This window comes from Azospirillum terrae, assembly GCF_053470425.1.
The window spans coordinates 1-13,036 of record NZ_JBPXMR010000009.1 but is presented as its reverse complement, the minus strand read 5'-3'; the positions used below and the strand labels follow the sequence as shown (position 1 = coordinate 13,036).

The 13,036-nt window shown below is 68.0% G+C and carries 11 protein-coding genes; 7 read left to right on the top strand and 4 right to left on the bottom strand.

The features are described from left to right. Positions 1 to 507 precede the first annotated feature (507 nt). Positions 508 to 1,629 (top strand): GGDEF domain-containing protein, encoded by a 1,122-nt coding sequence (locus tag ACSVDD_RS21025; protein WP_448191348.1) that lies wholly within the window; start codon positions 508 to 510, stop codon positions 1,627 to 1,629. A 193-nt stretch (positions 1,630 to 1,822) separates the two neighbouring features. On the opposite strand, the gene ACSVDD_RS21020 is transcribed toward ACSVDD_RS21025, so the two are convergent. The 4 genes from ACSVDD_RS21020 to ACSVDD_RS21005 all read right to left on the bottom strand — a co-directional run bounded on the left by ACSVDD_RS21020 (position 1,823) and on the right by ACSVDD_RS21005 (position 6,630). Next, positions 1,823 to 3,028, bottom strand: coding sequence for a ChaN family lipoprotein (locus tag ACSVDD_RS21020; protein WP_448191347.1), 1,206 nt, complete (start codon positions 3,026 to 3,028; stop codon positions 1,823 to 1,825). A gap of 28 nt (positions 3,029 to 3,056) precedes the next feature. Next, positions 3,057 to 5,198 carry a PAS domain S-box protein gene (locus ACSVDD_RS21015; RefSeq protein WP_448191346.1) on the bottom strand — a complete coding sequence of 714 codons (2,142 nt, stop codon included), beginning with the start codon at positions 5,196 to 5,198 and terminating at the stop codon, positions 3,057 to 3,059. A 22-nt stretch (positions 5,199 to 5,220) separates the two neighbouring features. Further along, positions 5,221 to 5,703 carry a rhodanese-like domain-containing protein gene (locus tag ACSVDD_RS21010; RefSeq protein ID WP_448191345.1) on the bottom strand — a complete coding sequence of 161 codons (483 nt, stop codon included), beginning with the start codon at positions 5,701 to 5,703 and terminating at the stop codon, positions 5,221 to 5,223. A gap of 231 nt (positions 5,704 to 5,934) precedes the next feature. Next, complete coding sequence (locus ACSVDD_RS21005) at positions 5,935 to 6,630, bottom strand: hypothetical protein (RefSeq protein ID WP_448191344.1); 696 nt, start codon at positions 6,628 to 6,630, stop codon at positions 5,935 to 5,937. A 243-nt stretch (positions 6,631 to 6,873) separates the two neighbouring features. On the opposite strand from ACSVDD_RS21005, the gene ACSVDD_RS21000 reads away from it, so the two are divergent. The 6 genes from ACSVDD_RS21000 (at position 6,874) to ACSVDD_RS20975 (ending at position 12,802) form a co-directional block, all read left to right on the top strand. Beyond that, positions 6,874 to 7,290, top strand: coding sequence for a bacteriohemerythrin (locus ACSVDD_RS21000; protein ID WP_448191343.1), 417 nt, complete (start codon positions 6,874 to 6,876; stop codon positions 7,288 to 7,290). Further along, positions 7,271 to 8,497: a hypothetical protein gene (locus ACSVDD_RS20995; RefSeq protein WP_448191342.1), complete on the top strand. Its 1,227-nt coding sequence runs from the start codon at positions 7,271 to 7,273 to the stop codon at positions 8,495 to 8,497. Before ACSVDD_RS21000 ends, ACSVDD_RS20995 begins: the two co-directional genes overlap by 20 nt. A gap of 289 nt (positions 8,498 to 8,786) precedes the next feature. After that, positions 8,787 to 10,385, top strand: coding sequence for a sensor histidine kinase (locus ACSVDD_RS20990; RefSeq protein WP_448191341.1), 1,599 nt, complete (start codon positions 8,787 to 8,789; stop codon positions 10,383 to 10,385). Then, on the top strand, positions 10,382 to 11,758 hold the full coding sequence (locus ACSVDD_RS20985; RefSeq protein WP_448191340.1) for a sigma-54-dependent transcriptional regulator: 1,377 nt from the start codon (positions 10,382 to 10,384) through the stop codon (positions 11,756 to 11,758). The genes ACSVDD_RS20990 and ACSVDD_RS20985 overlap by 4 nt, the downstream gene beginning before the upstream one ends. A gap of 11 nt (positions 11,759 to 11,769) precedes the next feature. After that, positions 11,770 to 12,348, top strand: coding sequence for a tetratricopeptide repeat protein (locus ACSVDD_RS20980; RefSeq protein ID WP_448191339.1), 579 nt, complete (start codon positions 11,770 to 11,772; stop codon positions 12,346 to 12,348). A gap of 49 nt (positions 12,349 to 12,397) precedes the next feature. After that, complete coding sequence (locus ACSVDD_RS20975) at positions 12,398 to 12,802, top strand: bacteriohemerythrin (protein WP_448191338.1); 405 nt, start codon at positions 12,398 to 12,400, stop codon at positions 12,800 to 12,802. Positions 12,803 to 13,036: the final 234 nt, after the last annotated feature.

Genomic DNA, 13,036 nt, shown 5'->3' with positions numbered 1-13,036 from the left:
GCTGCGCCGGTAGAAGATCGCGATGCCGTTTTCTTTATCACAATTCCCCGGTATTAGAAAGAGGGGATTGCACACTATGGAATCATTGTAAGTCGCAGAGCCGCCATGATCTGCGAGCGGGGAGGATAAATATCCAAATATTCTCAATATTGGGAAGGCGAATTCCAGGTTCTCTGATCTGAGATCTTTTGGTGGCTGGTGTGACAGTGTCGAGTGCGCTGATATGTTGTGCGGCACAGCATTGTGGTCATACCAAGTTGCGGCTCGGTTTTTCACGTGTCGAGCTTGCGGTATTTGTAAAATGCTGTATTGAATTAAACTGTTCGGTGACCGCTCGTTTGTGTGCGTTGTGCTGGCGGCGGGGCCGGGGCTTTGAGAAAGTTCGGTGCGCTCGTGAGTTCGGGCAGGATTTCATTTTTCGGAAACGGCGCGGGCTGGCGCGCCCGGACGCCGCGTGGGGCTTTCGACCCGTCGCTCCCGGCGGACCTGCTGCGCCGGTTCGCCGTTTTGCTGACCGTCGCGGCGGTGACGATCTCGCTGCTGATGGGCGCCGGCGTGTACGCGATCTACCGCTCGGAGATGATCCGCGACGCCGAGGTGCTGGCCTCCAGTGTCGGCGAGGCGCTGCTGGCGCAGGAGCGTGATCTGCTGCTGCTGCCGGCGCAACCGGGCGTGGTGGCGGTGCGGCTGCCGGAGGAGCAGTTCACCGCCTTCGACCATCGCATGCGGCGCTATCTCCAGCCCTTCGGCATCTACAAGATCAAGATCTACAACGCCGACACGCGCATCGTGTACAGTACGGACATGCCGCTCATCGACCGCACCGACACCGAGAACCCCGTGCTCCGCGAGGTGCTGGCCACCGGCAGCACGCTGTCGTCGATCAAGCGGCGGGGGCAGGTGGCCGACCTCGGCGGCGGGGTGCGCTTCGGCGTCGATGTGGTCGAGACCTACCTGCCGATCCGCCACGAGGCCCGCATCATCGGCAGCTTCGAGGTCTACCTGGACCTCGGCCGCCAGTACGAGCATCTCGGCCGCTCGGTGGTGTCGTCGCTGGCGGTGGCGGTGCTGCTCATCGTCACCGCCTTCGCCATGCTGTACACCTTCGCCCGCGGCGCCGCGGCGCGCTACGCCGCCGCGCTGACGGAGCTGCAACGCCGCGATGCCACCGACGCGCTGACCGGCGCGCTCAACCACCACGCCCTCCTGGAGAAGGCGGAGGAGCTGAGGCAGGCGGGGGCGACCTGTCTGGCGCTGATCGAGGTGGACCAGTTCCCATCCCTGGTGGACACCGGCGCCCCGGTGATGGTGGACGAGGCGTTGCGCGTCGTCTCCACCGCCATCCGTGAGCAGATGGGTGACGAGGAGTTGCTTGGCCGCCACCGTGGCGGCACGTTCCTGGCGGTGCTGTCGCGCTCCGACCTCAGCGCCGCGGTGTTGTTCGGCGAGCGCATCCGACGCGCCGTTTCCGCCGCCACCGCGCCGGCCGGTGGCGGTCGCCCGGTGACGGCGAGCATCGGCATCACGCGCTGCTTGCCGGATGACGACATCAACGTGGCGATCCGCCGCGCCGAGGACGCCCTGCGCCGCGCCAAGTCCGATGGCCGGGATTGCGTGCGGGCGGTGTGATGTTGGTAAGGGCAGGAATTCACACGGATTTTGGGGATTTGAACACGGATTACACGGATTTTCTTTGATGCTTGCAAAGTCTCGGGTCACCCCGAAGGCCGCTGCTGCGCACGAATAAAAAATCCGTGTAATCCGTGCCTAAATCCGTGTAATCCGTGTGAAACCTTGCCTCACCCACGAAGCCTGCACTCCGCTACTGCTGCACCGGAAACTTCGCCACGATGGTGCGAGTCTTGCCGTTGCGCTTCACGGTGATCGGCATCCAGGTTCCCGGCGCCTGACGCTGCACCACCGCGGTGACCTCGGCCAGACGGTGGACCGGGACGCCTGCGGCGGTCTCCAGCACGTCGTCCACCGCCAACCCGGCCTTGGCGGCGACGCTGTCCTCGCCGATGCGGGTGATGCGCAGGCCGTCCTGGCCGGGCTCCAGCGTCACGCCCAGGCGGGGCTTCGGCATCAGCGAGGCGTCGTCGGTCGGGGCCATGGCGAACACCGCGTCGGCCACCGTGCCGTCGAACATGGCGCAGGTGCGCGCCCCGTCCCACGGCAGCAGCACCGCCGACCCGTTCACGCCCAGCGTGTCGAGCTGGTGCGGGATGCCGAAGCGCCGCTCGATGTGGCCGTAGCCGACGATCACCACCACCGTGCGGCCGGTGCTGCGGTGCGTCTCGGCGATGCGCTCGGCCATGGCGCGGTCCCACACCGACTGCGCCTCGATGAAGCGGCGGAACTCCGGCGATTCGCGCCCCGGCTCGCGCGGCGCATCCGCTGGCTTGTCCTTCCCGCCCTCGTCGTGCATGCCCAGCGCCGCGGAGAGGTAGTCCATGTAGGCGGCCGGCGGCGGCGCCGGATCGCCGATGCCGGCGCGCTCGGACACCGGGACGGCGGCCCAGCCCTCCTTGCGGGTGCGGGTGACCAGCGCGCGGTCGATGTTGACCGCCACCAGCGGCACGCGGTTCATGCGGGCGAAGTGCAGGATCGGCAGGTAGAACTGTGCGTCGACACCCCACAGCGTGCCCCAATCGGTGTTGCGCAGCAGTTCCGCCTCGTTCAGCTCGCCGGCCACCCAGCGGTCCAGCACCGCCTGCTTGGAGCGCGGCAGCATCTCCAGCCCAATGGCGATGTTCGGGTTGAGCGCGTGCACCGCGGTCAGCGTCTGGAGCTGCCAGCGGTGGTGCTCGGCGCTGTCGTGCCGCTCGCCCAACAGCACCGCCGGTGCCGCGGCGGCCCGCCCCAGCACGGTGTCGGTGCCCAATTGACGGCCCCGCCCGTCGTACCAGCCGCCGGGCGCCGTGCAGCTTTCCGCGGCCTGGACGGCGGACGGCTCGGAAGCGGCGGGGACGGTGCCGGCGGACGTGCAGCCCGCCAGCAGCAGCAGGGGAAGCAGGCGTGTCAGCACGGCGGTCTCCTTCGAGGGCGGGCGCCGCTCAGGCCCGGCGGTGCGCCGGTTCCGCGATAGCAGGCGGCGGTGCATCCTCGCAAGGGAAGAAGATCTCCACCCGTGTTCCCCACGCCGGACGCGATTGAACGCGGATGGCGCCGCCGTAGCGCTGCACGATGCCGTGCACCGCCGACAGGCCGAGGCCCTTGCCGTCGCCGACGCGCTTGGTGGTGAAGAACGGCTCGAAGATGCGCGCCAGATTCTCCGCCGGGATGCCGCAGCCGGTGTCCTGCACGACCAGACGGATGGAGCTGCCGGCCGGCACCAAGCCGATCTCGACACTGCCCGACGCCTCGCCGCCGGCATCGGCAACGGTCTCGCCCGTCGTCGCCGCGGCGTCGGTCACGGTGTCCACCGACACGGTCAGCGTGCCGGAATCGCCCATGGAATCGACCGCGTTGCGGCATAGCCCGTCGACCACCTGTTCGATCTGCTGCGGGTTGGCGCGGACGACGCACGGCGCATCGGTGATCCGCGCCTCGACGGCGACGCCCTTCGGCGCGCTCACCCGCAGGCGCTCGACCACGGAGCGTGCGGTGGTCTCGACATGCGCCGGCTCGTCCGACTCCTCCACCGGCTGGCTGAAGGCCAGCAGGTCGCGGACGATGGCGGCGGCGCGCCAGCCGCCGTCGAGCACCTCCGACAGGTGCTTCTGCACGGGGTGCTCGGGCTCGATCTCGTAGGCCGCCGCCTCGGCGCGGGCCAGCAGCGAGTTGAGGATGTTGTTGAACTCGTGCGCGGCGCCGGCCGCCAGCGTCGCCACCGCCTCCATGCGCTGCGCCTGATGATAGCGCTCGGTCAGCAGCGCCTGCTGCTGCTCGGCCTTCCGGCGCTCGGAGATGTCGCGGATGATCGAGGTGGAGTACATCGCCCCGTGCGACGCCCAGTGGGCGTTGGTGAACTCGATGGGGAACTCGTGGCCGTCCTGGTGGCGGCCGTGGGTGGTGATCAGCCGCCCGCAGCTCTCATAGCCCTCGCCATCGCCGCCGCGGCACACTAGACAACGTGCGTGCTCGGTCCGGTACTGCGGCGGGATCAGCCGCTCGATGGGGCTGCCGAGGATGTCCGCCTCACGGTAGCCGAAGCAGCGCTCGGCCGCCCGGTTCCAGAAGATGATGCGCCCGTCCTCATCGGCCGAGACGATGGCGTCGGTGGCGGATTCGGCGACGCGGCGGAACTGCTCCTCGCGCTCGCGCGCGGTCTGCAAGGCGCGGGTCACCTCGCGCTTCAACCGCTCGGGTGAGGCCAGCAGGATGTACATGAGCAGCCCGGTGGCCAGCGCCAGCAGGATGCCGATGATCCAGATCGCCGTCGACGCGGCGCCGGCCGACGACCAGCCCTCGCGCGGAACGACGGCGAGCTGCCAGTTGCCGGTCGGCAGGCTGACGTCCAGCACCACCGGCTCGCGCTCGAACAGGGCGTTGTCGCCGAAGAAGTTGGCGCCGCCTTCGCCCAGCCCGTCGGCGCCGCGCAGCGCAACGTCGTAGATGCTGTCGTTGGGCACCAGCCCGCCTTCGCGCAGCAGCGGCTCCAGGTCGAGGATGATGGTAGCGAAGCCCCAGAACCGGTCCTCCGGCCCGCCCGGCGTGCTGGACAGGAAGATCGGCAGGCGGGCGATCAGACCGGTGCCGCCCTGCACCAGGGCCACCGGGCCGGCGACGACGAACAGGCGTTGCGCGATGGTGCGGTCCACCGCCTGACGGCGGGCCGGGTCGGCGCGCAGATCGTGGCCCACGACCTTCTTATTGGTCTGCAAGGGATAGACGTGGCTGACGATGCCCTGCGGGGCGAGTTGCAGGCTGCGGATGCCGTCCACGCCGGTGTGGGCGATGGCGTCGGCGAAGGAGTCGAATCCCTCGTCGAGGTGGTTGATCTGGCTGCGCGCGAAGGCGGAGACGCCGTAGACGAGGCGCAGGCGCTTGTTCAGTGCGCCTTCCAACTTGGCGCGCAGCACGCTGGCGTAGAGCACCGCCTGAAGGCGGTTTTCCTGCTGGTGGCTGGCGCGCTCGAAGGTGTCGAGCACGCCGACGGTAGCGAGGATGAGCAGCGAGGCGACCAGCGCGCCGACCACCGCCCGGACGGGCATGCCGACACCCCTGCGCTTTGCGATGCGAGCGTGTGCGTTCATGCCCCGGAACCTTTCCTGGCGGTTACCCGGCCGTGGCCGCCATCGGCGGTGCGAAACCGTAGCCCTGAGCCGAGCGCTCGCGGCGCTGTCTCTGCGTTTCGGCGGCATAGCCGGCGGCGATCCAGCCGTTCAGCCCGGTCGGCAGCCAGCACGCCTCGTTGTAGCCCCAGCTGTGCACCCGCCGCACCGCCACCACCGCGTCGTAGGAGCCGTGGCCCTCTCCGTAGAAGACCATCGGCGTGTCCTTCTTGGCCAAGCGCGCCAAGTCGAATTCCCTGAGCTGGTCCATCTGCATGTTGAGGGCGCCCGGAATGCGGGCGGCGCGCCATTTCGCCCGGCCGCGCACGTCGCAGATCAGCGCCCCGCGCTCCTTCAGCGCGCAGGCGACCTGGGCGTCCACCGCGGCGATGGCTTCCAGGATTCTCGGCGAGGGCGCCGGCATGCCGTTCACCTGGCCGCTGACGAGCTGGAGCAGGGGCTCGAGCGGCAAGAGAATTCTCTGCATGGGGTTCCCCTCCAGTGGTGCCGCACCATACGGCTGCTTCCTGGAGGTCATATAAGCAAGCGGCGTGCCTGACGCGAATCGCTGAATTTCCGCCGTTTTTTGCCGACGAGGCCCCGCAGCGCCCGGTTGGGGCGGGAAAAGTTTCCGAGTATGGGAAGGGCCATTCCAACATCTGATGCCACATCGCCTAGGGAGGGGGAACCGGGCAGGGGTGCGACGGATTGGGGCGGGCTACTCTTTGGCGGCGGCAGTGCGTTCGATCATGACGGGCGCGTCTTCGCGGAATTCCCGGCGCCACTGCGCGCGGCGTGCCCCCAGCTCTTCCCAGTCGCCCGGCGGGGGCGTCGTCTGGAAGCGGCCGGCGTCGGCCTTGACGTAATTCGCAACCTTGGACAGGCGGCCATCGGGCACGAAGCTCAACATGCTGTCGAAGATGTTTGGGCTGGTCACGTCCGATCCGCCGACCTGATACACGAGCAGCGCGTCCTTGACCTGACAGCCGAGCGCGAAGCCCGTCGCTTCCGACGTGCCGCGCCGGGCGTGGAACTCGAACAGCGCGCAGGGGCGTTCGGTTGGCGCGCGCAGGAACACCCGCTCGAACGTCCAGCCATTGGGCGCGGTGTGGCTCAGGCTGGCGAACTCGCCCTCGCGCCCGGCGGTCGAGCGGGACAGGGCGAGCAGCGTCGCCTTGTCGGACGCCGACAGCCCGTCAAAGACCACCGGCGCGATGGCCGGGCCGAAGGCCACGCCGATTTCGGCCATGCGCGCCCATTCCTCGAAGCCGGGATTGGCCTCCGCCGCGGGCAGCACCGCGGCTTCGCGGGCCGCCTGGGCGGCGGTGTCGCGGGCGCCGGTGCCGGATGTGGTGGCGTTGCAGCCGGCCAGCAACAGGACCGTGATCGGCAGGGTCAGGAGGAACCGGGGCATGGGGCGCATCCGCGTGGCCTTGGGTCGTTCGTCAAGTCGCTCGATCGCGCGTCGTTGCAAGTGGGACAAAACGCCTCCCGCGGCCGCGCGACCGCTCGGTTATCGTTGCAACACACGTGCCGCCGTACGCGTGTAACGCGCGCGCCATCCAATTTTGTTTCAGGCGCGCTGCGGGTGTCGTGCGGCATAATAATTGCTTGGTCTTAGGTTAAAGAACCGGGGCCATGCGCCAGGAGGCCGGACATGAGCGAGACATTCACCTGGAGCCCCGCGATGAGCGTCGGTCGAGACCAGCTCGACCGCGACCACAAAGGCATTATCAAGGCCCTGAACGAGCTTTCCGCGCTCAAGGGCAGTGATGATGGGGACAAGGTGCAGCCGGTGCTGAACCGCCTGCTCAAGTACACCGTCTCGCACTTCGGCCGCGAAGAGTCGTACATGCGCGACATCGGCTACTCGAAGATCGCCGAGCATGAGCAGAAGCACGACCTGTTCATCCAGAAGGTCCAGTTCTTCGTGACCGAATACCGGGAGGGGCGGCGCTCGATGCTTGCTGGGGAGATGGCTGAATTCCTTCGCATCTGGCTGTTCGAGCACATCATGAGCGAAGACATGGCCTACGCGGCCGAGGCGGTGTCCCATGGACCAGCAGACAAATAGGACGAACTTCGAGGACCTGCTTCGCACCCAGCTCAAGGACGGCGACGTCGCCACCTTCGACCGCCTGCATGTGATCAGCCTCGATCAGGTCGCGACCGCCTTCGGAGCGGTTGAGTGGGGGCGCATCCGCGAGCGCGCCATGGCCATGGCCGAGCGCGTGCTGACGCAGAATCTGACGCCGCGCGACGGCTTCCTCGTCCAGGACGACCGCTTCATCGTGATCTTCGCCGGCCTGTCCATGCAGGAGGCGTCGCTCAAGGCCAACCAGGTGGCCCGCCGCATCCGCGAGAAGCTGATCGGCGTCCAGGGCTCGTCCATGAACGGCATCGACATCGCCGCCTCGGTGGTCGATGTCCGCCAGTTCGGTGCCGATGCCAAGCCGGCGCCGCGCGGGCCACGCGGCCACGCCCAGTATCACCATTCCACTGGCGGCGACGACCGCAGCGGCAACGCCGACAGTCTGGTGCGGCGCGTCCTCAACTCCGTCGAGATCACATATGTGGCGGTCTGGTCGTTGCAGAACCAGCAGGTGTTCGGCTACCGCCTGTACCCGTCGCGCGCCGTGCGCGGCAAGGTGGTTTCCGGCGAGGCGATCCTGATCGAGCGCGCCTTCGACCCGATGGTCGCCTACCTCGACCTGTTCATGCTGGAGACCGCCGCCGACATGATCTCGCGCGGCCTGCACGCCGACGCACAGCTCGTCGTGCCGATCCACATGGGGACCTTCCTGAACGAGGGGAAGCGCGAGTTCGAGCAGTTCGCCATGACGCTGGCCGCCGATCCCTGGCGCCAGCACATCGTCTACGAGCTGATCGGCGTCAACGACGACACCTCGCGCGCGGTGCTGGAGAACGCGTTGCGGCTGCTGTCGCCGTCGGCCAAGTTCATCATCATCCGCTGCGAAACCGAGGCGTCCAACATCGAGTACGTCAAGGATTTCGGCGTTCGGCATCTTGGTATCAGCCTGCACGCGGCGTTCATCTCGCCGTTCGGCAAGAAGACGATCCGCAAATACATCTCGCATTTCGGCAGCGACTGCCTGCGGCGCGGCTTCTACACCTACATCTGGGGCGTGGACACGCGGCTCGACGCGCAGCTCTCCATCGGCGCCGGCTACGCCATGCTGGCCGGCAGCCTGTTCGGCAAGCCGCGCGAGCAGCCGATCCCGCCCTACCCCGTCAGCCAGCGCAGCCTGTTCCAAACGTGAGAATCGCCGCGCCCATTCCCCGAGGCGGGAAAGTCCGTCCCACAACCGGGAATTTTTCCGAGCGCTGCCGCCGTCCCGCCGGGTGTGCCGTGCATGGGCGTCCGGCACGGACCGGGGCATCCCCGGCAATTGAGGCAACCGCTGTACATTATTGTCGCAGCAGGAAATTTACGCGGAGAGGTATGACCGGTTGGCACGCGGCATGCTCCCGTCCATCCGGCTCCACGGGTTCGGGGCGCGCCTTCCGGCGTGCGTTGTCGCCCTGGGCAGGTTGAGGAGGCGTTTCCTTTTGTCCAGCATCCAGGCACTGCGGCGCGACGACGGCGCCCCGGACATCGCCGGCGGGGAACCCGCCCGGGCGGAGTCCGGGCCGTCGCGCGTGCCCGCCGGTCTGCCGGGATGGGTGGGGCGGCTGAGCGCCAACACGCTGGCGGCCAAGGCGCGGATGCTGTTCGCGGCGATCGGGCTGCTGGTGGTGTTCTCCATCGGGCTCGCCGTCGTCTACTACCAGCGCGCCGAGAGCGACCTCGGGCGCGTCAACACCATCGAGCATCTGGCCTACGGCCTCGTCAGCGTCTCGGCCCAGGGCGAGGATCTGCTGCGCGACCTGACCATTCCCGCGGACGCCGGCGGACCGCACAGCCGCGCGCTGGCCGAACATTGGCTCGGCGACCTTGCCGCCATGCGCCCGGACGGGCTGCTGGCTGCGGCGCTCCACCCCAAGGACGTCACCGCCTTCGAGTACGACGTGCAGCGCCTGGAAGCCATGCTGACCGAGGGGCTGAACACGCAGGAGCGCCTCGACGAGTTCCGCTCCGAGATCGAGATGGCGATCAACCGCTTCACCGGTCAGGCGCACGACGCGCTGGTCGAGATGCGCCGCCGCCACATCGACGAGCTGGAACAGGCGAAGACCCGGCGCCAGCAGTTGATGGTCGTTTTCGTGGCGCTGTGCGTCGGCGCCTTCGCCGGCATCGCGGTGTTGGGGGGCCTGTTCGTCACCCGTCTGGTCAAGGCGTTGGCGGTGCTGGAGCGGCGCAGTCGCGGCATCGCCGCCGGCGACTACGGCGAGCCGATCCCCGCCGGCCGCGGCGACGAGGTCGGCCACCTGATCGAGGCGGTCAACACCATGGCGCGCAAGCTGGCCGAGCGCGACCGCGAGGCCAATGCGGTGCGCCAGCAGGCCGCCCAGCAGGAAAAGATGCTGGCGCTCGGCACGCTGGCCGCCAGCATCGCGCACGAGGTCGGCAACCCCTTGCAGTCCATCATGGCGGTGTGCGACCAGCTCGCCGGCTGCCTGTGCGAATCGCCGTGCGAGCGGCGCGACACGCTCCTCGGCCACACCGACGTCATCGCCGAGCACGCCGGCCGCATGGCCCGCACGCTGGACGAGGTGCGCGGCTTCGCGCGGCCCAGCGTGCCGGAGACGCAACGCTTCGACCTCAACCGCGTGGTCGAGCGCACGCTGAACCTCATGCGCTTCGAGCCGCGGCTGGCGAAGATCAAGCTCAGCACCGAGCTGTGCGCCGAGCGGCTGTACATCGACGGCGTCCCGGACCACATCGTCCAGGTGCTGATGAACCTGCTGATCAACGCCGCCGACGCGGTGGACCCGGAGCAGGGCTGGATCCTCGTCACCACGCGCCGGGCCGGGCGGCGCGTGATCCTGTCGGTTTCCGACAACGGCCCCGGCATCCCCGAGTCCGTGAAGAAGGCCGTGTTCGAGCCGTTCTTCACCACCAAGCCGGAAGGCAAGGGCACCGGGCTCGGGCTCAGCATCTGTCGTTCCATCGTCAAGGACCACGGCGGTCAGATCGAGATCGTCAGCGCCCCGGATTCCGGGACGTCCATCGTGATCCGTTTGCCTTACAGCGAGTGCGCAGCATGAGGGTACTGGTCGTCGAAGATGAGGTTTCGTTCCGTCAGGTGCTGATCGAGCAGATGGGCAAGGACGGCATCGAGGGGGTCGGCGTCGGCACGGCCGAGGAGGCTCTGGCGCTGCTGCCCGACGGCGGCTTCGACATCCTGCTGACCGACCTGCGCCTGCCCGACCGCGAGGGCGTCGAGATCCTGCGAGAGATGCGCGAGCAGGGCATCGAGATCCCGGCGCTGCTGATGACCGCCTACGCCTCGGTGTCCACCGCGGTCAGCGCGCTCCAGGCCGGGGCGGCCGACTACATCATCAAGCCGGCCCGCGTTCCCGACCTGATCCGGCGGCTCCGCCAGATCCACGAGCTGGATCAGCTCAAGCGCGAAAACCAGCTGCTGCGCAAGATCATCCAGCAGGAGCCGGGGCGCTACTGGTTCCCCGACACTTCGGACGGCCACCAAATCAAGCAGATGCTCGGCAAGGTCAGCCGCACCGACCTGACCGTGCTGATCACCGGCGAGTCCGGCACCGGCAAGGGCATGACCGCCCGTCTTATCCACTCGCTGTCCTCACGCGCCGATAAGCCGTTCATCCCGGTCAACTGCGGCGCCATCCCCGAGACGCTGGTCGAGAGCGAGCTGTTCGGCCACGTGAAAGGCGCCTTCACCGGCGCCGAGAAGGCCAAGGACGGCCTGTTCGTCGGCGCCAGCAGCGGCACGCTGTTCCTCGACGAGATCGGCGAGCTGCCGCTGGCCATGCAGGTCAAGCTGCTGCACGCCATCGAGGAGAAGATGGTGCGCCCCTTGGGCGGCAACCATTCGCGCAAGACCGACGTGCGCATCATCGCCGCCACCAACCGCAACCTCGAACAGATGGTCTCGGCCGGTACCTTCCGCATGGATCTGTACTACCGCCTGAACATCTTCGAGGTTGGCCTGCCGCCGCTGCGCCAGCAGATGTCGGTGTTCCCCACGGCGGTGGAGTTCATCCTGTCGCGCTACCGCGCCAACCACCAGATGGACGGCCTGACCATCGACCCGGAAGCCGAGGCGCTGATGCGCGGCTACCAGTGGCCGGGCAATCTGCGCGAGCTGGAGAACGTGCTGGAGCGTGCGGTTCTGCTGTGTGAGGACAACACGATCACCAAGTGGGACCTGCCGGCCAGCATCACCGGGACGAACGCCGGCATGCCGGCGGTGGCGGACGCAGCGCCCATCGACTCGAACAACTCGCTCAAGGATCAGGTGGCGTCGTTCGAGCGCAAGCTGATCCTGAACGCCATCCAGGCCGCCGGGGGCGACCGCCGCATCGCGGCGCGGAACCTCGGCCTCGGCCTTTCCACCCTCTACCGCAAGCTCGAAGAAACCTCCCCCACGAGCATCGACGAATAAGGACAAGAATCATGAGGCTGCTCGTTGCGCTCGCCATCGCCGGAACCCTGTCGGTCACGACCGGCATCGCCCTCGCCAACCAACAGGCCGGCCACGGCGCCGCCATCGGCAAGAGCCTGCCGGAGCTGACCAAGGCCGCCGAACTGAACGACGCGGTGGCGCAGAACAACCTTGCCGTCATGTACGCCACCGGCTCCGGCGTGGCGCAGGATTACAAGCAGGCCGCCAAGTGGTACGAGAAGGCGGCGGAGCAGGGCTACGCCATCGCCCAGTACAATCTGGCCGCCATGTACGAGCACGGCATGGGCGTGTCGCGCGACCTGCGCGCCGCCTCGATCTGGTACCAGCTGGCCGCCGACCAGGGCGACCCCTGGGCGCAGTTCAACCTGGGCCGCCTGGAGAGCACCGGCGAGCTGAAGCACACCGTCAGCGCCTACCGCTGGCTCTACCTTGCCAACGAGGCCAGCGACACCGAGGTGAAGCGTGTGGCCTCGCCGCTGCTGAAGGAAGTGGCCGCGCAGCTCACCCCGGCGCAATCGGCCGAGGCGACGCGCCTGGTTTCGGCCTGGAAGGCCCACGCGAAGAAGTGACCGCCGAACGCGGCACCGACAAAAAACAGGACCTATGGAGAGGGGTGTTATGGCTTGGGATGACAGCTGGCGCACGGGACACAGCGTCTTCGACCTCGACCACAAGCAGTTGGCGACGCTGCTCGACCTGCTGGAGGACTCGCTGGCGATGCTGCCCGGCAGCGGATATCCGGCGTCGATGGCGCAGCGGCTGGTGATCGAGGCGCGCGAGCATTTCCGGCGCGAGGAGGCCTACCTCCTCCAGCACCCGACGCCGGACACCGAACAGCACATCGTCATGCACGAGGCGTTTTCCGAAAAGCTCGAAGCTCTGGCGGCTGCGGTGGCGCGGAGCGACGAGCCGGCCGCCCGCGCCCTGATCGCCGAGGCGCACACCATGTTCGTCGAGCATCTGCTGCCGGCCGATGCGGCGATGGTGGCGTACTTCAAGGAACGCTCGGCCGTGGTGCGCTGACGTTTGCGGTCAAGGAAGCATTGCATCTCCCACACCGTCATGCCCGTGCTTGACACGGGCATCCACCTCTGGCCGGCGCTGGCGTGCGGTGACGGAGATGGCCGGGTCAAGCCCACGGCTGTCCGGTTAAGGATCATGTCCATTGCAGGGTGAGTTGCCTTGGCTCTTCGCCTAGGTTTGGACGGGGAGCGTTGAGGCGGTCGAGGCGCTTTCGGTGCATGAGGTTGGCGCGCA